We start from the raw sequence: 21107 nt of genomic DNA on the forward strand, positions 1-21107 counted from the left end.
CGCCGGCCTCAGGTACGGAAAGCCGGAGAAAAGTGAGCTGTTCGGCAAAAATGAATTAAAAATGACTCATTTTTGGGCGGCTAGTCACAATATTTTTACAGACTGATTACAGTTGACGGCGGAGGATAAACAAGCCCTATCACCGCGGGAAGAAAGCCCGCCGTGGGCGGGCTTGCCAGGCTCAGGCGGCCGGTTGCAGCATCGGTTTGCGGCTCATCTTGCACACCGTGGCGATGGCGGCGATCAGCGCCGGTACGCACAGGAACATCAGGATGCTCTGCACTTCCCATTGCATCGCCAGCAGTTGGGCGCCCATCATGGTGCCGGCGACGCCGCCGAAGCGGCCGATGCCCTGCATCCAGGCGATGCCGGTGGCGCGGCTGTGGGTGGGGTAGAAGGTGGCCGCCAGCGTTTGCAGCCCGGACTGCGCACCGTTCATGGTGACGCCCATCAGGAAGATGAAGGCGCCCAACAATACGATCTGCTTGTCTTCGGTCGCCATCGCCACGATCAGCAGGGCGGTGACGACAAAGCCGCTCGAGACCACCTTGTGCGCATTCCAGCGATCCATCAGCCAGCCGGCTACCAAAATGCCGAGCGTGCCGCCGAAGGTGAACAGCGAGGTGAGCATCGCCGACTGTTCCAGCTGATAGCCCAGCCCCTGCATCAGGATTGGCATCCAGCTCAGCAACACGTAGTAGATCACCAGCCCCATGAAGTAGGTCACCCACAGCATCAGCGTGCCGAGCAGGTAAGGGCGGCTGAACAGCAGGCCGACGCTGGTCTTGGCCTGCGTCAGCTTCTCTTCGTACAGGTAAAAACGCGTTACACCATCAAGGCTCTGACTGACGAAGCGTTGCGCGATGCGCTTGATCTTCGTCGCATCCTGCCCGCGGTTGACCATATATTTGACCGATTCCGGCAGCAGCAGGATCAGCAAGACCGTCAACGCCAGCGGCGCAATGGCGCCGAGCAACAGCACGCTGTGCCAGCCGTAGCTCGGGATCAGCCACGATGAAATGGCACCGCCGCCGGCCGCGCCCAGCGGAAAGCCGCAGTACATGGTATTGATCGCCAGCGAACGGCAACGCTGCGGCGCGTATTCGGAGATCAGCGTGATGGCGTTGGGCATCGCCGCTCCCAGCCCGAGGCCGGTGAGGAAACGCCACAGCGTCAGGCTATTGAGCGAGCCGGCGTAGGCGGTGGCCAGGCTCGACAGGCCGAAGAACAGGCAGGAAAACACCAGCACGCGCTTGCGGCCGATGCGGTCGGAGATTGGCCCGGCGATCAGCGCGCCGAGCGACAGCCCCAGCAGCGCGGCGCTCAGCACCGGCCCCAGATCCTGTTTGACGATGCCCCAGTCTTTGGCGACCGAGGGGGCGATATAGCCCATGGCGGCGGTATCAAAACCGTCGATGGCGAGGATCAGGAATCCGAGAATGATCAGGGTCCAGTGAAACAGCGAAAACTTGCTGTCGTCGATGGCCTGCTGAATGTTCAACTCGCTGGTGGAATGAGTCATGGCACCCTCTAAACGCAGATGTAGTCGTGATGGATGGAACGTGGCCGAAACTGGCGCTCGGCTTGTGTTTGCTTGTATATACATCTGCGCGTCGGCGCTTTATGTCAAATATAATTATCTTATTTGTTAACTGCGTGTTGTTTTCTGTGGAGCAGGTTGCACCGCGGATGAAAGGCCAAAGCACGACTCACAAATTAAATGAGCGCCATTGGCGGTGGGATATGCTGGCGGCGGCGCGGAGAATAAAATTTAATACAATTTTGGCCGTTTGGTCGGCGGGCCGGAATCTGCGATAATCGCTTTTTACTTTTCCAGATTGAGAAACCGATGCAGTACCCGATCAATGAGATGTTCCAAACCTTGCAGGGCGAAGGCTTTTTCACCGGCGTGCCGGCCATTTTTATCCGCCTGCAGGGCTGCCCGGTAGGGTGCAGCTGGTGCGACACCAAACATACCTGGGAAAAGGAAGCCCATCGGGAAGTCGACCTGCAACGGATCCTGGTCAAAACAGAAGAGAGCGACGCCTGGGGCAACGCCACCGCCGAACGGCTGTTGGCGGTAATGCGCCAGCAGGGCTACACCGCGCGCCATGTGGTGATCACCGGCGGTGAACCCTGTATCTACGATCTGACGCCGCTGACCGAGCTGTTCGAACAGCATGGCTACGGCTGCCAGATTGAGACCAGCGGCACCCACGACATTCGCTGTTCCGCCAACACCTGGGTGACGGTTTCGCCGAAGGTGAATATGCGCGGCGGCATGAAGGTGTTGGATCAGGCGCTGCGGCGCGCCGACGAGGTGAAGCATCCGGTGGCGCGCGAGCGCGACATCGAGGCGCTGGACGCGCTGCTGGCGACGCTGCAGGACGACAAGGCACGGATTATTGCGCTGCAGCCGATCAGCCAGAAAGAAGAGGCGACCCGCCTGTGCATCGAAACCTGCATCGCGCGCAACTGGCGGTTGTCGATGCAGACCCACAAGTATCTGAACATCGCCTAAAATCAGGGCGCCTTTGCGGCGCCCTTTCTTTTAACCTTTATATACGCATCCCGCAGTACAGGTCTCTTTCACCATCACCGCAGTCAGTTCCGGCAACTGGGGCTTGAGCTGCTGCCAAATCCAGGCGGCGAGCACTTCGCTGGTGGGATTTTCCAATCCTGGAATATCGTTCAGATAATGGTGATCCAACCGCTCCCAGATCGGGGAAAACACAGCCTTGAGCTCGGCGAAATCCATCACCCAACCGGTGTGGGGGTCCACTTCACCGGTCACTTCCAGACGCACCATAAACGAATGCCCATGCAGGCGGCCGCATTTATGGCCCTCCGGCACGTGCGGCAAACGGTGTGCGGCTTCAAACTGAAAATCTTTAAACAGCGTGGTTGCCATTATTACGGCCTCATTGACTCAAAAACCGCCGCATAGTACCGGAAAGCGCGTCTGCTTGCCATTTATACCGTTATGGTCTAGCGCCGCGATAGCCGCGCCCGGTTAACACTTTTTTTGTTTGGTGTTTGCGGCACCTATCGGCTGGGGTAATGAGCCGAAATGTTGAACGGTGAAAAAACGATGAAAAAAAGCGCTTTAATTTCATCTGGATAAAAAACTTTGTTTAACGGTTTAAGCGTTATCCCTTACCAGAAAAACAGCTTAGTCATTTTGGTTATGATTTATTGCTATCCCTTATTTAATCGTTGCTATTCTGCTCGGTAACCTTACAAACTCTCCTGATCTTTTCCGCACACCCGACGCAGCGAAGAGACAGCGACTGACACTGGCGCGCGCCTGGCAGGAAAGGCGCTAAGTATAGGAAATAAGTACAGCAATGACGACTCAGGCTCCTCCAACATCTTTGCTCCCGCTGACGCCCGAACAGCTGGCGCGCCTGCAGGCGACGATCGGCGACTATTCGCCGACGCAGCTGGCGTGGCTGTCCGGCTATTTTTGGGGCATGGTCAATCAACAGCCCGGAGCCGTGGCCATTGCGCCTGTCGCCCCTGCGGCTGCCGCCGGCATCACCATCATTTCCGCTTCGCAGACCGGCAATGCGCGCCGCCTGGCGGAGCAGCTGCGCGACGATCTGCTGGCCGCCAATCTGAGCGCCACGCTGATCAGCGCCGGCGACTACAAGTTCAAGCAGATAGCCCAAGAGCGCCTGCTGGTGATCGTCGCCTCGACGCAGGGGGAGGGTGAACCGGCGGAAGAAGCGGTGGCGCTGCATAAATTCCTGTTCTCGAAGAAGGCGCCGAAGCTGAATGATACCGCTTTTGCGGTGTTCGGGCTGGGCGATACCTCTTATGAGAATTTCTGCCAGTCTGGTAAGGATTTCGACGGCAAGCTGGCCGAGCTGGGCGCCGAGCGCCTGGTGGAGCGCGTGGATGCCGACGTGGAGTACCAGGAACTGGCCGCCGCCTGGCGTAAACAGGTGGTATCGGTGCTGAAGGCGCGCGCGCCGGCGGAAAGCGCCGCGCCGGGCGTGTTGGCCAGCGGCGCGGTCGATCTGATCGACAGCAGCCCGTACAGCAAGGAACAGCCGCTCACCGCCCAACTGGCGGTCAATCAGAAAATTACCGGCCGCGCGTCGGATAAAGACGTGCGCCATATCGAGATCGATCTGGGCGACTCCGGCCTGCGCTATCAGCCGGGCGATGCGCTCGGCGTATGGTTCGACAACGATCCGGCGCTGGTGGACGAACTGGTGCAGCTGTTGTGGCTGAAAGGCGACGAGCCGGTCGAGGTGGAAGGGCAAACCCTGCCGCTGGCGCAGGCGCTGCGCAGCCATTTCGAGCTGACGCAGAACACCACGCCGATCGTCGATAAATACGCCGCGCTGTCGCGCGATGAAACGCTGATCGGCCTGTTGGCGGATAAAGCCGCGCTGCAGCACTATGCGCACAACACGCCGATCGTCGACATGGTGCGTCAGGCGCCGGCGGACCTGAGCGCCGAACAGCTGGTCGGTCTGCTGCGCCCGCTGACGCCGCGCCTGTACTCCATCGCCTCTTCGCAGGCGGAGAACGAAAGCGAAGTGCACATCACCGTGGGCGTGGTGCGTTACGACATCGACGGGCGCGCCCGCAGCGGCGGCGCCTCCGGCTTCCTGGCGGATCGCCTGGAGGAGGACGGCGACGTGCGGGTGTTTATCGAACACAACGACAACTTCCGCCTGCCGGCCAATCCGGAAGCGCCGGTGATCATGATCGGCCCGGGCACCGGCATCGCGCCGTTCCGCGCCTTTATGCAGCAGCGCGACGCCGACGGCGCCGGCGGCAAGAACTGGCTGTTCTTCGGCAACCCGCACTTCACCGAAGATTTCCTGTATCAGGTCGAATGGCAGCGCTACGTGAAAGACGGCCTGCTGACCCGCATCGATCTGGCCTGGTCCCGCGACCAACAACATAAAATATACGTACAAGACAAACTGCGCGAACAGGGCGCGGAAGTGTGGCGCTGGATTCAGGAAGGCGCGCACATTTACGTCTGCGGCGATGCCAATCGCATGGCGAAAGACGTGGAAAACACATTACTGGAACTGGTGGCCGAGCACGGTGGCATGGATACCGAGCAGGCGGATGAATTTTTAAGTGAGCTGCGCCTTGAGCGCCGTTATCAGCGAGATGTTTACTGATGAGTGATAAACACCCCGGGCCTTTGGTAGTCGAAGGCAAACTGGCCGATGCGGAGCGCATGAAGAAGGAGAGCCACTTCCTGCGCGGCACCATCGCCGAAGATTTGAACGACGGCCTGACCGGCGGCTTCAACGGCGACAATTTCCTGCTGATCCGTTTTCACGGCATGTATCAGCAGGATGACCGCGATATTCGCGCTGAACGCGCCGAGCAGAAGCTGGAGCCGCGCCACGCCATGATGCTGCGCTGCCGCCTGCCGGGCGGCATCATCAGCCCGCAGCAGTGGCTGGGCATCGACAAGTTCGCGCAGGAGAGCACGCTGTACGGCAGCATTCGCATTACCAACCGCCAGACGTTCCAGTTTCACGGCATTCTGAAAGGCAACGTCAAACCGGTGCACCAGCTGCTGAACCGCCTGGGGCTGGACGCGCTGGCGACCGCCAACGACGTGAACCGCAACGTGCTGTGCACCTCCAACCCGGTGGAGTCCGAGCTGCATCAGGAAGCCTACGAGTGGGCGAAGAAGATCTCCGAACACCTGCTGCCGCGCACCCGCGCCTACGCCGAGGTGTGGCTGGATCAGGAGAAGGTGGCCACTACCGACGAAGAGCCGATTCTGGGGCCGACCTACCTGCCGCGTAAGTTCAAAACCACGGTGGTGATCCCGCCGCAGAACGACGTCGATCTGCACGCCAACGACATGAACTTCGTGGCGATCGCCGAAAACGGCAAGCTGGTAGGCTTCAACCTGCTGGTGGGCGGCGGGTTGTCCATCGAGCACGGCAACAAGAAAACCTACGCGCGCCAGGCCAGCGAGTTCGGCTACATTCCGCTCGAACATACGCTGGCGGTCGCGGAGGCCGTGGTGACCACGCAGCGCGACTGGGGCAACCGCACCGATCGCAAGAACGCCAAAACCAAATACACGCTGGAACGTGTCGGGGTGGACGTTTTCCGCGCCGAAGTGGAAAAGCGCGCCGGCATCACCTTCGCGCCGATCCGGCCGTATGAATTCACCGGCCGCGGCGATCGCATCGGTTGGGTGAAGGGCATCGACGATCAGTGGCACCTGACGCTGTTTATCGAGAACGGCCGCCTGCTGGACTATCCGGGGCGCCCGCTGAAGACCGGCATGGCGGAGATCGCCAAGATCCATAAAGGCGACTTCCGTCTGACGGCGAACCAAAACGTGATCATCGCCGGCGTGCCGGAAAGCGAGAAGGCAAAGATCGAAGCCCTGGCGCGCGATCATGGCCTGATCGACGACGAGATCAGCGAGCAACGCAAGAACTCGATGGCCTGCGTATCGTTCCCGACCTGCCCGTTGGCGATGGCGGAGGCCGAGCGCTTCCTGCCGCAGTTCGTCACCAAGGTGGAAGGGATCATGCATCGGCACGGGGTGGGCGACGAGCATATCGTGCTGCGCATCACCGGCTGCCCGAACGGCTGCGGCCGCGCGCTGCTGGCGGAGCTGGGGCTGGTGGGCAAGGCGGTCGGCCGCTATAACCTGCATTTGGGCGGCAACCGCGAAGGCACGCGCATTCCGCGCATGTACCGCGAGAACATCAACGAAGACGAGATCCTGAGCGAGATCGACCTGTTGGTGGGGCGCTGGGCGAAGGAGCGCAACGCCGGCGAAGGCTTCGGCGACTTCACCGTTCGCGCGGGCATCGTCAAACCGGTGCTGGATCCGGCGCGAGATTTCTGGGAGTGAGGCCGGGCGGCCCCTGGGCAGAGGGGCCGCACAGGTAATTTCAAGTAGCAGGAGAGACAACATGGCTGAATTCGATCTGGTGGCGCTGAACGCGTTGCCCAAATCCGGGCAGGCGCTGGCATTGGCGGTGGTCAACGGCCAACTGGAGACCCTCAGCGCCGAACAGCGCGTTGCATGGGCGCTGGAGCATCTGCCCGGCGAGTTCGTACTCTCGTCCAGTTTCGGCATTCAGGCGGCGGTGTGTCTGCACCTGGTGACGCGCATCCGGCCGGATATCCCGGTGATCCTGACCGACACCGGTTATCTGTTCCCGGAAACCTACCGCTTTATCGATCAACTGACCGACCAGCTGAAGCTGAATTTGCAGGTGTTCCGCGCCGAACAGTCTCCCGCCTGGCAAGAGGCGCGCTACGGCAAGCTGTGGGAACAGGGCGTGGAAGGGATTGAAAAGTACAACCAGATCAACAAGGTCGAACCGATGAACCGCGCGCTGGAGACGCTGGGGGCACAGAGCTGGTTCGCCGGCCTGCGGCGCGAGCAGTCCGGCAGCCGCGCCAATCTGCCGGTGCTGGCGGTGCAGCGCGGGGTGTTCAAGATCCTGCCGATCATCGACTGGGACAACCGCAAGATTTACCAGTATCTGACCGAGCACGGGCTGAACTATCACCCGCTGTGGGAGCAGGGTTACCTGTCGGTAGGCGATACCCACACCACCCAGAAGTGGGAACCGGGTATGAGCGAGGAAGAGACGCGTTTCTTCGGGCTGAAGCGCGAGTGCGGCCTGCACGAAGGCTAAACGAGGCGAATCACACGACAGGGCTCAGCAATGCTGGGCCCTGTTTTTTTGCGGGCTACTTTTTCTTCTGTGCTTTCGGCGGGTGCGCCTGCGCCAGCTCTTTGATCAGCGGCAGCAGGATCTGCACGCTGTCGCGGCTGCGTTTGTCGATCCGCCCCGGCAGGTAGCGATCCAGGTACTGCAGGTTGTCATACTGCGGGCGGTGCCAGGTGATGCCCTGCGGGAAGTGTGGGCTGACGGCGCGCTGCTGGTAGCCGTCCTTGTCGCCCAGCGACCAGTTGGTGGCCTCCACCGACAGCACCGGGATGCCTGCGGCGTCGAATACCTCTTGATCGGAGCAGCAGCCGGTGCCCTTCGGATGCTGTGCGCTGCCCGGATTGCTGGCGGCGGCGATGCCGTAGCGATGGGCGATATCCAGCGCGCGATCGCGGGAGCGTTTCGCCATCTGCGGCGGCGTGTTGCGCCCGGCGTTGAAGTACAGACGATCGCCGGTGATCAGGCTGTCGAGGTTGATCACCAGCACGGTGTTGCTTTTCTCTTCCGCGCTCATGCGTTGCAGGTAGTTCTGTGCGCCCAGCGAGCCGAGCTCTTCGGCGCTGGTGGCGACGAAGCGCAGGCCGTAGGCGGTGGGGATGCTTTTCAGGCGCTCCGCCAGTTCCAGCATCACGCCGATGCCGGAGGCGTTGTCGTCGACGCCCTGCAGCGTCAGGCCGCCGAGGTTGTTATCCAAATCTTCGTCGCTCTGCGGCGTGTAGGTGTCGAAGTGGGCGACGATCACTATCTGTTTCGGGCTGTCGCCGTTGCGGGCGGCGATCACCGAGCTGGCGGTGACGTTGTTCCAGTTCTTCTTGCCGTCTTTGCTGGTGTAGAGGTAGCGTGTGTTGACGCTGCGAATGTCGCTTTGGTAACCCATCTTGGCGAACTGCTGCTTCAGGTAGTCGGCGGTGAGCAATTCGGCCGGGCTGCCCGCCATGCGGCCGGGGAAGTAAGTGGCGATGTGGCGGGTCTGTTCGGCGGCGAAACGGCCCATTGGCGCGTCTTTTGCGGGCTGTGCGGCACAAACGCTGAAGACGCCGCCGAGTGCGAGGGCCAGCAGGCTGGTCTTCAGGTAAAAACGGGAAAACATACCGAAAAATCCTTCTTTGCTATCGGCGCTGCCGATCATTTTTCTGCGGCACCCAGTATGAGACGCCGGGCGGCATTACACAATTTCCCCGTCTCTTAATTTTCGCGCGAATGCGCAAACCGCCGCCGCAGTTATCACCGTTTGCCTCTGGCGTTGCGGCCTATATTCCATAAAGGAACTAATCATTCCTTTTCGTCATTTCAGAGGCTAAATCTCAGCCCGTATAGTCACACTATCTTTCTGTTATATGAAAAGGCTGTTGTGGACTATCTACCAATATTCGCCGATCTGAAACAACGTCCGGTGCTGGTCGTTGGCGGCGGTGACGTGGCTGCGCGCAAAGTCGATCTGCTTCAGCGCGCCGGGGCTGAAATACGGATAGTTGCGCAGTCGCTCTCACCGGAACTGGAACAACAACGTCAGCGAGGGCAACTGCTCTGGCTGGGGAAAACCTTTGACCCGCCGCAGCTGGACGATGTGTTTCTGGCTATCGCCGCCACGGACGACAACGCGCTGAACGCCGCGGTGTTTGCCGAAGCGGATAAACGCCGGGTGTTGGCCAACGTGGTGGACGACCAGCCGCGCTGCTCGTTCATCTTCCCGTCGATCATCGATCGCTCGCCGCTGGTGGTGGCCGTATCGTCCAGCGGCCAGGCGCCGGTGCTGGCGCGGTTGCTGCGCGAAAAGCTGGAGGCGCTGCTGCCCGCCAGTTTGGGGCAGATGGCGCAGGTGGCGGGCCGCTGGCGCGGCCAGGTCAAACAGCGGCTGGCCTCGATCGGCGAGCGTCGCCGTTTCTGGGAGAAAACCTTCGGCGGCCGTTTCGCCACGCTGGTGGCCAACGGCCAGACGGCGCAGGCGGAGCGGCAGCTTGAGCAGGATTTGCAAAGCTTCGCCGCAGGCGATGAAGGCGCGCAGGGTGAGATAGCCTTGGTGGGCGCCGGGCCGGGCGACGTGGGGCTGTTGACCCTGCGCGGGCTGCAGGTGATGCAGCAGGCGGACGTGGTGCTGTATGACCATCTGGTCAGCGGCGAGATCCTCGATCTGGTGCGCCGCGACGCCGAGCGCATCTGCGTGGGCAAGCGCGCCGGCGCGCACTCGGTGATCCAGGAAGAGACCAACCGGCTGTTGGTGGAGCTGGCGCAGCAGGGCAAATGCGTGGTGCGCCTCAAGGGCGGCGACCCGTTCATCTTTGGCCGGGGCGGCGAAGAGCTGCAGGTAGCCGCCGCCGCCGGCATTCCGTTCCAGGTGGTGCCGGGCGTCACGGCCGCCGCGGGGGCGACCGCCTACGCCGGCATTCCGCTGACGCACCGCGACCACGCGCAGAGCGTGACCTTTATCACCGGCCACTGCCGCCCCGACGGCGATGGCCTGGACTGGGCCGATCTGGCCCGGGCGCGGCAGACGCTGGCTATCTACATGGGCACCATGAAGGCGGCGGACATCAGCCAACGCCTGATCGCCCACGGCCGCGCTGCCGATACGCCGGTGGCGGTGATCAGCCGCGGCACGCGCGCCGATCAGCAGGTGCAGATCGGCACGCTGGATCAACTGGAACATCTGGCCCAACGGGCGCCGCTGCCGGCGCTGCTGGTGATTGGCGAAGTGGTGGAACTGCACCATCAAATCGCCTGGTTCGGGCATCAATCGCAGACGGAAGGGGCCGTGCGCCCGGCCGTCGTGAATTTGGCATAGGCAAGGCTTTTAAGGACCTGTTATGGACGAAAAACGACTCACTCATTTGCGGCAATTGGAGGCGGAGAGTATCCATATCATCCGTGAAGTCGCCGCTGAATTCGCCAACCCGGTGATGCTGTATTCCATCGGCAAAGACTCTTCCGTGATGCTGCATTTGGCGCGCAAGGCGTTCTTCCCCGGCACGCTGCCGTTCCCGCTGCTGCACGTCGATACCGGCTGGAAGTTCCGCGAAATGTACGAGTTCCGCGATCGCACCGCGAAAGAGTACGGCTTCGAGCTGCTGGTGCATAAAAATCCGGAAGGGGTGGCGATGGGCATCAACCCGTTCGTGCACGGCAGCGCCAAGCATACCGACATCATGAAGACCGAGGGCCTGAAGCAGGCGTTGAACAAGTACGGTTTCGACGCCGCCTTCGGCGGTGCGCGGCGCGACGAGGAGAAATCGCGCGCCAAAGAGCGCATCTATTCGTTCCGCGATCGCTTCCACCGCTGGGATCCGAAAAACCAGCGGCCGGAGCTGTGGCACAACTACAACGGCCAGATCAACAAAGGGGAGAGCATCCGCGTCTTCCCGCTGTCGAACTGGACCGAGCTGGACATCTGGCAGTACATCTTCCTGGAAAAGATTGACATCGTGCCGCTGTACCTGGCGAAACCGCGCCCGGTGGTGGAACGCGACGGCATGCTGATGATGGTGGACGACGATCGCATCGATCTGCAGCCGGGGGAAGTGATCAGCCAGCGGATGGTGCGTTTCCGCACCCTGGGTTGCTGGCCGCTGACCGGCGCGGTGGATTCGCAGGCGCAAACCCTGTCGGAGATCATCGAAGAGATGCTGGTCTCCACCACCAGTGAACGCCAGGGGCGGATGATCGACCGCGATCAGTCCGGCTCGATGGAGCTGAAAAAGCGTCAAGGGTATTTCTAAGGAGCCACCGGATGAACAACGCAATCGCACAACAAATCGCTGACCAGGGCGGCGTCGAATCCTACCTGCACGCGCAGCAACACAAGAGCCTGCTGCGCTTTCTGACCTGCGGCAGCGTCGACGACGGCAAAAGCACCCTGATCGGTCGCCTGCTGCACGATACCCGCCAGATCTACGAGGATCAGCTGTCGACGCTGCACAGCGACAGCAAACGCATCGGCACCCAGGGCGAGAAGCTCGATCTGGCGCTGCTGGTGGACGGCCTGCAGGCCGAGCGCGAACAGGGCATCACCATCGACGTGGCCTATCGCTATTTCTCGACCGAAAAACGCAAATTTATCATCGCCGATACCCCAGGACATGAGCAGTACACCCGCAACATGGCCACCGGCGCCTCCACCTGCGATCTGGCGATCCTGTTGATCGACGCGCGCAAAGGGGTGCTGGACCAGACTCGTCGCCACAGTTTTATCGCAACCCTGCTGGGCATTCGCCATCTGGTGGTGGCGGTGAACAAAATGGATCTGGTGGACTACCAGGAAGCGGTGTTCGAGCAGTTCAAACAGGATTACCTGACCTTTGCTCAGCAGCTGCCAGGCGATCTGGACATCAAATTCGTACCGCTGTCGGCGCTGGACGGCGACAACGTGGCGAGCGAAAGCGCCCATATGCCGTGGTACAGCGGCCCGACGCTGCTGGAAGTGCTGGAGAGCGTGGACGTGGTCAGCGAGCGAGAAAACCAGCCGTTGCGCTTCCCGGTGCAGTACGTCAACCGCCCGAACCTCGATTTTCGCGGCTATGCCGGCACGCTGTCCGCCGGCGTGGTGCGGGTGGGGCAACGGGTCAAGGTGCTGCCTTCCGGCGTGGAGTCCAGCGTGGCGCGTATCGTGACCTTCGACGGCGATCTGCAAGAGGCGGTGCCGGGCGAGGCGATTACGCTGGTGCTGAAGGATGAGGTGGACATCAGCCGCGGCGATCTGCTGGTCGACGCCGGCGAAAGCCTGCAGGCGGCGCAGAGCGCGCTGGTGGACGTGGTATGGATGGCCGAGCAGCCGCTGGTGCCGGGCCAGAGCTACGACATCAAGATCGCCGGTAAAAAGACCCGCGCCCGCGTGGAGAGTATCCGCCATCAGGTGGAGATCAATACGCTGGCGCAGCACCCGGCAGACACGTTGCCGCTTAACGGCATCGGTCTGGTGGAGCTGACCTTCGACGAGCCGCTGGTGCTGGACAGCTATCAGAGCAATCACGACACCGGCGGGCTGATCTTCATCGATCGCATGAGCAACGTCACGGTAGGCGCCGGTCTGGTGCGCGAAACGCTGCAGGCCACCCCGGCGGCGCACGGCGAGTTCAGCGCCTTCGAGCTGGAGCTGAATGCGCTGGTGCGTAAGCACTTCCCGCACTGGGGCGCACGTGATCTGCTCGGTGGTCGATAAGGTGGCCGCCGAACTGAGGGCGACCGGGCCGGACGATGAGAACGTGGTTTGGCATCCGCACGCCGTGACGCGCGCGGATCGCGAAGCGCGCAACGGCCATCGCGGCGTGGTGCTGTGGTTTACCGGGCTGTCCGGCTCGGGCAAATCCACCGTCGCCGGCGCGCTGGAGCAGGCGCTGCACGGGCTCGGCGTCAGCACCTATCTGCTGGACGGCGATAACGTGCGCCACGGCCTGTGCCGCGATCTCGGCTTCTCTGACGAGGATCGGCGCGAGAACATCCGCCGGGTGGGGGAAGTGGCCAAACTGATGGTGGATGCCGGGCTGGTGGTGCTGACCGCGTTCATTTCGCCGCACCGCGCCGAGCGGCAGATGGTGCGCGAAATGCTCGGCGCCGATCGCTTTATCGAAGTGTTTGTCGACACGCCGTTGGCGATCTGCGAGGCGCGCGATCCGAAGGGATTGTATAAAAAAGCGCGCGCCGGCGAACTGCGCAATTTCACCGGTATCGACGCGGTTTACGAGGCGCCGCAGCAGCCGGAAATCCACCTTGATGGCCAACAATTGGTAACAAATTTGATTGCGCAATTGTTAGACGTGTTGCGTGGTCAGGCTATTATCAAACCCTGAATTCAAAAAAAGCGTGTGGCGTTTTTCGCCATGCGCTTTTTACTCTAAGCCGCCGCAGAGCGAGCCGAATAACCAGGGATCACTATGCAAAATGTCACGCCTATCTTGATCGACGCCAAGCAGTCAAAACAGGAGAGAGAGGAGCCTTCTTATTCTTTCCTGGGCGGCGTCAGCGGCTTTGTTTTCTACTGGCTGGCGTTCGCGTTGCCGTTCCTGGTTTACGGTTCCAACACGCTGTTTTTCCTGCTCTATACCTGGCCGTTCTTCCTGGCGCTGATGCCGCTGTCGGTGCTGATCGGCATCACCCTCAGCATGCTGTTGCGCGGCCGTCTGATCCTGACGCTGCTGCTGACCGGCGCCATCGTGCTGTGCCTGTTCTGGCTGGTGTTCAGCTTCTTGACCGGGTGGTGAGAGAGCGGGCGCCGATGCCGGCGCCCGAAGGATTGCAAAGCGGTGCCGAAGGTTACAAAACTTTGCTCAGAAACGCCTGTGTGCGCGGATTGGCCGGATGGCTGAAGATCTGCTGCGGCGCACCTTCCTCCTGAATGATCCCCTGATCGATAAACAGCACCCGATCGGCCACCTCGCGGGCAAAGCCCATCTCATGCGTGACCACCACCATGGTCATGCCCTCGTGTGCCAGCGATTTCATCACCGCCAACACTTCGCCCACCAGCTCCGGATCGAGCGCGGAGGTGGGTTCGTCAAACAGCATGATCTTCGGCTCCATCGCCAGCGCGCGGGCGATCGCTACCCGCTGCTGCTGGCCGCCGGAGAGGCTGTTGGGGTAGGCGTCTATCTTGTCGAGCAGCCCGACCTTGTGCAGCAGCTGCTCGGCTTGCGCGATGGCTTCGGCGCGCGGCCGTTTCTTCACGCTCACCGGTGCCATGATGATGTTTTCCAACACCGTCATGTGCGGGAACAGGTTGAAGCGCTGGAACACCATACCCACGCTTTCACGCATCTTGTTTAGGTCGGTTTTTTGATCGTGAACGGCGAAGCCGTTGACCTCGATCTCGCCGCCGGAGAGCGTTTCCAGCGCGTTGATGCAGCGCAGGAAGGTGCTCTTCCCGGAGCCGGAAGGGCCGATGACGCACACCACTTCGTTGGCGGCGATCCGGCAGGAAATGCCGCGCAGCACGTGGCTCTCGCCGAACTGTTTTTGCAGGTTATGTACGCGAATCACTTTTACCGAACCTCTTTTCCATGTGTTGCACCAGCAGCGAGAGCAGGAAGGTGATGACCCAATAGACCAGCGAAATGGTCAGGTAGGGCTCCCAATAGGTGGCGTAGGCGCCGGAGACGGTGCGGGCGGCATAGGCCAGATCCGCCAGGCCGATGGCGGAGGCCAGCGACGAATCCTTGACGATAGCGATGGCGTTGTTGCCCAGCGGCGGCAGCATGCGGCGGAAGGCCTGCGGCAGGATCACCTGGCGCATGGTCTTGCCGTAGCTCATGCCCAGCGAGCGCGAGGCCTCCATCTGGCCGCGGTCAATCGACTGGATCCCGGCGCGGAAGATCTCCGACACATAGGCGCCGGCGTTGAGCGTGATCGCCACTACGCAGGAGAGAAAGGCACCGTAGTCAGCGCGCAGCGCGCGGGCAAAATCGACGCTCATCAGGCCGCTGGTGACCAGCAGGCCGTCGCGCGGGTTGATGAACAGCGGCACCAGCGCGAAGTGCACCACCATGATCTGCACGAACAGCGGCGTGCCGCGAAAGGCGCTGATGTAAATGCGCACCGGCCACTGAACGCCGTAATGCAGGATGGGTTTCCAGATGCCGTGCGGCGCTTGCGCCAAACGGCCCAGCCCGAGGATCAATCCCCAGGTGGTGCCGAGCAGTACGCAGATGATGGTGCATTTGATGGTCATCCAGGCGCCTTCCATAAACAGCGGAGCGTATTCCTGGATGATCTCCCAGCGGAAGTTCAAAAGGTATTCCTTCTTGGTAGGCTGAAACGGGGGTGCGCCGACGGCCTGGCGGGCGCCGGCGACAGGGTATTATTCCGCCGGCAGCGTCGGTACGTTGCTGTCGAACCAGGTTTGGTAAATCTTGGCGTAGGTGCCGTCGGCGACGATTTTCTTCAGGCCGGCGTTGATCTTGTTGCGCAGCTCATCGTTGCCTTTGGCGACGGCGATGCCGAAATACTGGCGCTCGAACTTGGCGTCGGGTACCAGCTTGAAGGCTTTCTCAGGGTGGGTTTTGATATAGAACTTGGCCACGCCGACGTCGCCGACCGCCGCGCCTATGCCGTCTTCATACAGCTCCTGCAGCATCAGCGGCGTATTGTCGAAGCGCTTGATGGCGGTGCTGTTTTTGCCCAGTACGTCGGACACCACGATGTCGCCGGTGCTGGAGTTCACCACACCGACCTTCAGCGCTTTCAGCGCGGCGATGGAGTCTACCGTCGAGTCTTGCGGCACCACGATAGCCTGCTCGGCCGGGAAGTAAGGCGCCGAGAAATCAACCATTTGCTTGCGCTTGTCGGTGATGGTGATGCCGGAAATGATGATGTCGCGATCGCCGGAATTCAACGTGGCGAAGATCCCCTCCCACGGTGTATTGATCAGTTTGATTTGGAAGCCTTCGGCCTTGGCCACCGCTTTGATGATGTCGATGTCGAAACCTTCCAGCTGTTTTTGGCTGTTTTCAAATTCGAACGGCCGATAGGTGCCGCCGGAACCGACGACGTAGGTAGGTTCAGCCGCCAACGCGGCGGTGGAGAAGGTGGCGGCCAGGCAGGCGCCGATCAGAACTAAACGTTTTAACATCGCGATCCCCGATAATGAAAGGTTATATATTGGAATTATTTATGCACTAGTAGTGCATAAAAATAAGCTTCAATGAATGAAAGTACAACCCCTGCATAAGGATTATTCTTTCTATGGTGGTAAATATTCACTTTTTGCGTTGCGGCGGAGTAAGCGATGGGGTAGAAAGCGGCGGTGCAGTGGTTCTTGCTGCATAATGGGTGAAGGGCAGTGTGTGCCTCATTGGAAAACGCGTCGTGCGCATCGGGTGTAAGGGGCTTTTTTTGCCGCTTTCGCCGCGGAATTGGGCGATAAACTCGGGAACCCTTCATCCGTATTCTGAATTTGGCGTTGAAATGCCGCTCTCAGTGTGGAGTCCAACGAAAAGTTGTGGGATGATTGGTCGGTTTTTCAGGGGGCGGAGATGGGAAAACTTACGCTGCTATTGCTGGCATTGCTCGGTTGGTTACAGTATTCACTGTGGCTGGGCAAAAATGGTATTCACGATTACGTGCGAGTCAATGAAGACGTTGCGGTCCAACAGGGCAACAACGCCAAGTTGAAAGCGCGTAACGATCAGCTGTTTGCCGAAATCGATGATTTGAACGGCGGTCAGGAAGCGATCGAAGAGCGAGCGCGTAATGAGCTGGGCATGATCAAGCCCGGTGAGACTTTCTATCGTCTGGTTCCTGACCAATCCAGACGCAACGCGGCGTCTTCCTCGCAAAATAACGCACAAAAATAACGCATGAATCACTCCGCAGGCACCTTTCCCTCGGTGATTGCCGTCCTGCCCGCTGCCGGTATCGGCAGCCGCATGCAGGCGGAATGCCCGAAGCAATATTTAACCATCGGCCGGCACAGCATCGTCGAGCACGCCATCCACGCCCTGTTGCGTCATCCGCGCATTGAGCGGGTGATCGTGGCGATCGGCCCCGAAGATCGCCAGTTCGAACAGTTGCCGATCGCCCAGGATCCGCGGGTGATCGTCACCGAGGGCGGCAGGCAGCGCGCCGATTCGGTGATGGCCGGGCTGAAGCTGGCGGGCGATGCGGACTGGGTACTGGTGCACGACGCTGCACGCCCCTGCCTGCACGCCGACGATCTCGAGCGCCTGCTGGCGATCACCGCACACAGCAAGGTCGGCGGCATTCTCGCCGCGCCGGTGCGCGACACCATGAAACGCGCCGAACCCGGCCGCGAAACCATCGCCCACACCGTCGAACGCCAGGATCTGTGGCACGCGCTGACGCCGCAGCTGTTTCCGCTGCCGCTGCTCAAGCAGTGCCTGCAGCGCGCGCTGGATGAAGGCGCGAACGTCACCGACGAAGCCTCGGCGCTGGAGCATTGCGGTTATCATCCGCAGCTGATCGCCGGCCGGGCCGACAACATTAAAGTAACGCGGCCGGAGGATTTGGCGCTGGCGGCGTTCTATTTGACTCAGTTAGACAATTAAGGAGCGCATCATGCGTATCGGTCACGGTTTTGACGTACATAAATTCGGCGGCGAAGGCCCGTTGGTGATCGGTGGCGTTCGCATCCCTTACGACAAAGGTTTGCTGGCCCACTCGGACGGCGACGTCGCGCTGCACGCCGCGACCGACGCCCTGCTGGGCGCGGCGGCACTGGGCGATATCGGCAAACTGTTCCCCGATACCGATCCGGCGTTCAAAGGCGCCGACAGCCGCGAGCTGCTGCGCGAAGCCTGGAAACGCATCCGCGCCAAAGGATACCGCCTCGGCAACCTCGATATCACCATCATCGCTCAGGCGCCGAAAATGGCGCCGCACATCCCGCAGATGCGCGTCTTCCTGGCGGAAGATCTGCAGTGCCATATGGATGACGTCAACGTGAAGGCCACCACCACCGAGCAGCTCGGTTTCACCGGGCGCGGCGAGGGTATCGCCTGCGAAGCGGTCGCCTTGCTGATCAAGGAATAACCGCATGGATATGGCGAATCTGACCTGGCTGCATGGCCGGCCGCAGAGCACCGGGGTGTTGAAAGCCAATCCGGAAGATTTCGTGGTGGTGGAAGACCTGGGCTTTGCGCCGGACGGTGAAGGCGAGCACGTGCTGGTTAACATCCGTAAAAACGGCTGCAATACCCAGTTCGTGGCCGATTACCTGGCACGCTTCGCCGGAATTCACGCCCGTTCCGTCAGCTATGCCGGCTTGAAGGATCGCCACGCGGTGACCGAGCAGTGGTTCTGCCTGCATATGCCGGGTAAGGACACGCCGGATTTCTCCCGGTTTACGCTGGAAGGCTGCGAGGTGCTCTCGTACGCCCGCCACCTGCGTAAAATGCGCATTGGCAACCTGAAGGGCAACCACTTTACGTTGGTGCTGCGCCAGATTTCCGACCGGCAGGACGTGGAACGCCGCCTGCAGGCCATCGCCGCGCAGGGCGTGCCGAACTACTTCGGCAGCCAGCGTTTCGGCCGTGGCGGCAACAATCTGGTGATGGCGCGCCGCTGGGCGAATGACGAAATTCGCGTCAAAGAGCGCAGCAAGCGTAGTTTCTACCTGTCCGCCAGCCGCAGCGCGCTGTTTAATCAGGTCGCGAGCAGGCGCCTGGCCGACGGCCTGCAGCGCACCGTGCTGGAAGGTGACGCCCTGCAGCTGAGCGGCCGCGGCAGCTGGTTTGTCGCCAAAGCTGATGAACTGGAGACGCTGCAACAGCGCTTGGATGCCGGCGAGCTGGTTGTCACCGCGACGTTGCCGGGCGACGGCGAGCCGGGTACTGCCGGCGATGCGTTGGCATTTGAACAACAATGCTTGGCGGAGCAGCCGGAATTGCTTACGCTTTTAAAGCGTGAGCGTGTCGAACCCGCTCGTCGGGCCCTGCTGCTGCAGCCGCAAAATATGCTGTGGAACTGGTGGGATGACGTTACCGTGGAACTGCGCTTCTGGCTGCCGGCAGGCAGCTTCGCCACCAGCGTAGTTCGCGAGATCATGCAGCAGGATGACAGTGATGCGGATATCAGCGAGTAACGGAGAATAGCCGTTCGGGTTTTGACGGAGCCCGAAAAGCCCCGGCCAATCAGGCTGGGGCTTTTGCGTTTTATGCCAGCGCTTCCAACTGCGGTGGCGTCACGCCGCTCAGCTCGATAGACGGCGAGTTGTAGTGCATGTCCGCCACCGTTTGTTGCAGATCGCGGTTACCTAACGAGAAGACGATATCCTGGCTGTCAAAGCCGTGGTTGCCATTACTGTCGATGATGATATACAGCGCATTGCCCAACTTTATGGCACCGACTTCTGCCAGCGCATGTTCGCTGGCGCCACCGGTGGCTGTACTGAGCGCTGCGCTGAACAGGGATTGCGCATCTGCAGCGCCACCCAATGTGGAGAACAAGGCATTCAAATTGCTCGTATTGCCGTAGTCGCCATAGGAAACCAGTGATTTGCCGCCGGCCGCTGAGAACGTCCATTGTTGTGTGGTGTCGCCTGCATTGATCCGGTCGTGGGCCGCATGATAGTCGGTGATCTTGACCTGGCTGGAAATGGAGCTGTGCGCGAAGTTGATCGTGTCGCCGTGGAAACCCGAACCGTGTCCGGTGATGGTTGTGTTGCCGATGACGCTGAAGCTGTCGTCTTGCGAAGCGCCTTCTACCTCCAATTGCTTGCCGGCCAACGTGTTGATGATGGCGCTGAACTGCCCGCTATTTTGCAGGCTACCCAGCGTATTATAAAAGTCGCCGCCGCCGGTGCCGCCGATCTCGCTGTGAATGTCCACGCTGATTGGCGCGAGATTGCCGTTCGGGTTGCTCAGTTCGCCCACGGCGATGCGGGCCAGCGAATCGGTAAAGCCCGCTTTGACATTGAGCTTCAGCACATAATTATTCGCACCGCCCAGGGCGAATCCGTTGAGGCTGATATCCGTGATGTGATTGCTTCCACCGGATAACGTTAATTCAGAATGGGTAAAGTTTGCGGTGATATTTAATATTTCCTTTGCCGGGGTGTTCGTGTAATGGCTGGTGACGGCGAAGGTGCCACCGTTGATTTTCTGGTTGCTATAGGCGGGGGGCGTATCGGTATAAGGGTTAAACTCTTTACCAATATCAATATTTAAATCTGTCGTGACATTTTTTCCCTGAACTTTCGCCAGCTCGACATGTAACTTACTGGCGGCCGTTGCGTCATCAAATATACGAATGGTTGTGGGAATATATTGCCCGGCCGAGTAAGAGGCGTTAGCGTTAATTAAATGGACGTTGTCTGCAAATCCGCTAAGGGAAAAAGCGAGTGGCGCGCTGGGGAAGTAGGGAGATTGCGCGATGTTGCTGACATCAGCATAAGCGGTGTTGTTGATGATGACGTTGCCGAAGATAATGCCGGCGTCAAAGGTGTGGGCGCCCTCGGTCGCTACGGTTTGTCCGTCAAGATGTATGCTGCCGGTGCCGACATAGCCTGCGAGATCGATGTAGCTGAATTGGTCGAAGTTGCCAATGTTACTGTTGATGATTGCGGATTTCGTGCCATTGGCGGCGGTCGCGATCAGGATATCTTTGGTGATGAAGTTGGCGGATAGAATCGTCGTGTTATTTGTGCCGAACTCAGCGCTGCCATTGGCGCGGAAATTGGCGCTGATAATGTTTGGTCCGCCGTTGGTCGAATTACCGGCCCAGCTCAGCATATTAAAACCGCTGCCTATCTTTATATGAGCTTTGGAAATGGTTAAGTCTGATGTTGGAGAGATAATTACATTGGTGTTGTTGATGTTGGTGAACGAAAGGTTTTCTGTTTCCGGTGTCAGTTCAACCGGATAATCCGTCATTGATAAGGTGGTCATAATGGCTTTTTCCTCAGTGAAGAATGGGCTTGAGTAATTAAATTTCAAGCCAATAAAATATAGATGGCAAACAGCAAACTAG

The 21107-nt window shown here is 60.2% G+C and carries 20 protein-coding genes; 13 read left to right on the forward strand and 7 right to left on the reverse strand.

The features are described from left to right. Positions 1 to 181: 181 nt before the first annotated feature. Positions 182 to 1522 (reverse strand): MFS transporter, encoded by a 1341-nt coding sequence (locus ACJ8QI_RS16700; RefSeq protein ID WP_442532834.1) that lies wholly within the window; start codon positions 1520 to 1522, stop codon positions 182 to 184. A 327-nt stretch (positions 1523 to 1849) separates the two neighbouring features. On the opposite strand from ACJ8QI_RS16700, the gene queE reads away from it, so the two are divergent. Then, the gene (gene queE, locus ACJ8QI_RS16705; RefSeq protein ID WP_336843627.1) at positions 1850 to 2521 is read left to right on the forward strand and encodes a 7-carboxy-7-deazaguanine synthase QueE; all 672 of its coding nucleotides are present in this window, start codon (positions 1850 to 1852) and stop codon (positions 2519 to 2521) included. A gap of 30 nt (positions 2522 to 2551) precedes the next feature. On the opposite strand, the gene queD is transcribed toward queE, so the two are convergent. Further along, the gene (queD, locus tag ACJ8QI_RS16710) at positions 2552 to 2911 is read right to left on the reverse strand and encodes a 6-carboxytetrahydropterin synthase QueD (protein ID WP_004932638.1); all 360 of its coding nucleotides are present in this window, start codon (positions 2909 to 2911) and stop codon (positions 2552 to 2554) included. Positions 2912 to 3347: 436 nt separating this feature from the next. Between queD and cysJ the strand changes: the two genes are divergently transcribed. The 3 genes from cysJ (at position 3348) to ACJ8QI_RS16725 (ending at position 7661) form a co-directional block, all read left to right on the forward strand. After that, positions 3348 to 5150: an NADPH-dependent assimilatory sulfite reductase flavoprotein subunit gene (cysJ, locus tag ACJ8QI_RS16715; protein ID WP_060422522.1), complete on the forward strand. Its 1803-nt coding sequence runs from the start codon at positions 3348 to 3350 to the stop codon at positions 5148 to 5150. Further along, positions 5150 to 6865, forward strand: a complete 1716-nt coding sequence (gene cysI / locus ACJ8QI_RS16720; RefSeq protein ID WP_038871907.1) for an assimilatory sulfite reductase (NADPH) hemoprotein subunit — start codon at positions 5150 to 5152, stop codon at positions 6863 to 6865. Before cysJ ends, cysI begins: the two co-directional genes overlap by 1 nt. Positions 6866 to 6926: 61 nt before the next feature. Continuing rightward, positions 6927 to 7661 carry a phosphoadenylyl-sulfate reductase gene (locus tag ACJ8QI_RS16725; protein WP_442532835.1) on the forward strand — a complete coding sequence of 245 codons (735 nt, stop codon included), beginning with the start codon at positions 6927 to 6929 and terminating at the stop codon, positions 7659 to 7661. A gap of 55 nt (positions 7662 to 7716) precedes the next feature. On the opposite strand, the gene ACJ8QI_RS16730 is transcribed toward ACJ8QI_RS16725, so the two are convergent. Next, positions 7717 to 8787 carry an aminopeptidase gene (locus tag ACJ8QI_RS16730; RefSeq protein ID WP_060422571.1) on the reverse strand — a complete coding sequence of 357 codons (1071 nt, stop codon included), beginning with the start codon at positions 8785 to 8787 and terminating at the stop codon, positions 7717 to 7719. 261 nt (positions 8788 to 9048) lie between these two features. On the opposite strand from ACJ8QI_RS16730, the gene cysG reads away from it, so the two are divergent. From cysG to ACJ8QI_RS16755, 5 genes are all read left to right on the forward strand, one after another. Further along, entirely contained in the window at positions 9049 to 10479 is a 1431-nt protein-coding gene (gene cysG, locus ACJ8QI_RS16735; protein ID WP_442532836.1) for a siroheme synthase CysG, read from the forward strand. A gap of 22 nt (positions 10480 to 10501) precedes the next feature. After that, entirely contained in the window at positions 10502 to 11410 is a 909-nt protein-coding gene (gene cysD, locus ACJ8QI_RS16740) for a sulfate adenylyltransferase subunit CysD (protein ID WP_442532837.1), read from the forward strand. A gap of 11 nt (positions 11411 to 11421) precedes the next feature. Further along, a complete protein-coding gene (gene cysN, locus ACJ8QI_RS16745; protein ID WP_102985440.1) occupies positions 11422 to 12849 on the forward strand; it encodes a sulfate adenylyltransferase subunit CysN in 1428 nt (475 codons plus the stop codon). Further along, on the forward strand, positions 12788 to 13477 hold the full coding sequence (gene cysC / locus ACJ8QI_RS16750; protein WP_080440255.1) for an adenylyl-sulfate kinase: 690 nt from the start codon (positions 12788 to 12790) through the stop codon (positions 13475 to 13477). The genes cysN and cysC overlap by 62 nt, the downstream gene beginning before the upstream one ends. A gap of 84 nt (positions 13478 to 13561) precedes the next feature. Beyond that, the gene (locus ACJ8QI_RS16755) at positions 13562 to 13888 is read left to right on the forward strand and encodes a DUF3561 family protein (RefSeq protein ID WP_442532839.1); all 327 of its coding nucleotides are present in this window, start codon (positions 13562 to 13564) and stop codon (positions 13886 to 13888) included. 52 nt (positions 13889 to 13940) lie between these two features. Here ACJ8QI_RS16755 and ACJ8QI_RS16760 read toward each other — a convergent pair whose 3' ends face one another. From ACJ8QI_RS16760 to ACJ8QI_RS16770, 3 genes are all read right to left on the reverse strand, one after another. Next, positions 13941 to 14663, reverse strand: a complete 723-nt coding sequence (locus ACJ8QI_RS16760; protein ID WP_038871895.1) for an amino acid ABC transporter ATP-binding protein — start codon at positions 14661 to 14663, stop codon at positions 13941 to 13943. Beyond that, positions 14647 to 15366: an amino acid ABC transporter permease gene (locus ACJ8QI_RS16765; protein WP_042706788.1), complete on the reverse strand. Its 720-nt coding sequence runs from the start codon at positions 15364 to 15366 to the stop codon at positions 14647 to 14649. Before ACJ8QI_RS16765 ends, ACJ8QI_RS16760 begins: the two co-directional genes overlap by 17 nt. Before the next feature lie 114 nt (positions 15367 to 15480). Further along, positions 15481 to 16251, reverse strand: a complete 771-nt coding sequence (locus tag ACJ8QI_RS16770) for a basic amino acid ABC transporter substrate-binding protein (RefSeq protein WP_039568898.1) — start codon at positions 16249 to 16251, stop codon at positions 15481 to 15483. A 403-nt stretch (positions 16252 to 16654) separates the two neighbouring features. Between ACJ8QI_RS16770 and ftsB the strand changes: the two genes are divergently transcribed. From ftsB to truD, 4 genes are read left to right on the forward strand one after another with little or no spacing between them, the layout of a single operon-like run. Next, positions 16655 to 16975, forward strand: a complete 321-nt coding sequence (gene ftsB, locus ACJ8QI_RS16775; protein ID WP_016929043.1) for a cell division protein FtsB — start codon at positions 16655 to 16657, stop codon at positions 16973 to 16975. Positions 16976 to 16978: 3 nt separating this feature from the next. Continuing rightward, positions 16979 to 17686 carry a 2-C-methyl-D-erythritol 4-phosphate cytidylyltransferase gene (gene ispD, locus ACJ8QI_RS16780; RefSeq protein ID WP_060422529.1) on the forward strand — a complete coding sequence of 236 codons (708 nt, stop codon included), beginning with the start codon at positions 16979 to 16981 and terminating at the stop codon, positions 17684 to 17686. 10 nt (positions 17687 to 17696) lie between these two features. Beyond that, on the forward strand, positions 17697 to 18170 hold the full coding sequence (ispF, locus tag ACJ8QI_RS16785; protein ID WP_004932594.1) for a 2-C-methyl-D-erythritol 2,4-cyclodiphosphate synthase: 474 nt from the start codon (positions 17697 to 17699) through the stop codon (positions 18168 to 18170). A gap of 4 nt (positions 18171 to 18174) precedes the next feature. Then, positions 18175 to 19221 (forward strand): tRNA pseudouridine(13) synthase TruD, encoded by a 1047-nt coding sequence (gene truD, locus ACJ8QI_RS16790; RefSeq protein WP_159317655.1) that lies wholly within the window; start codon positions 18175 to 18177, stop codon positions 19219 to 19221. A gap of 70 nt (positions 19222 to 19291) precedes the next feature. Here truD and ACJ8QI_RS16795 read toward each other — a convergent pair whose 3' ends face one another. After that, a complete protein-coding gene (locus ACJ8QI_RS16795) occupies positions 19292 to 21025 on the reverse strand; it encodes a hypothetical protein (protein ID WP_442532841.1) in 1734 nt (577 codons plus the stop codon). Positions 21026 to 21107: the final 82 nt, after the last annotated feature.

Origin of the sequence: Serratia sp. CY84636 (assembly GCF_052166245.1) — a bacterium.
In the GTDB taxonomy this organism is placed as follows: Bacteria; Pseudomonadota; Gammaproteobacteria; order Enterobacterales; family Enterobacteriaceae; genus Serratia; species Serratia nevei.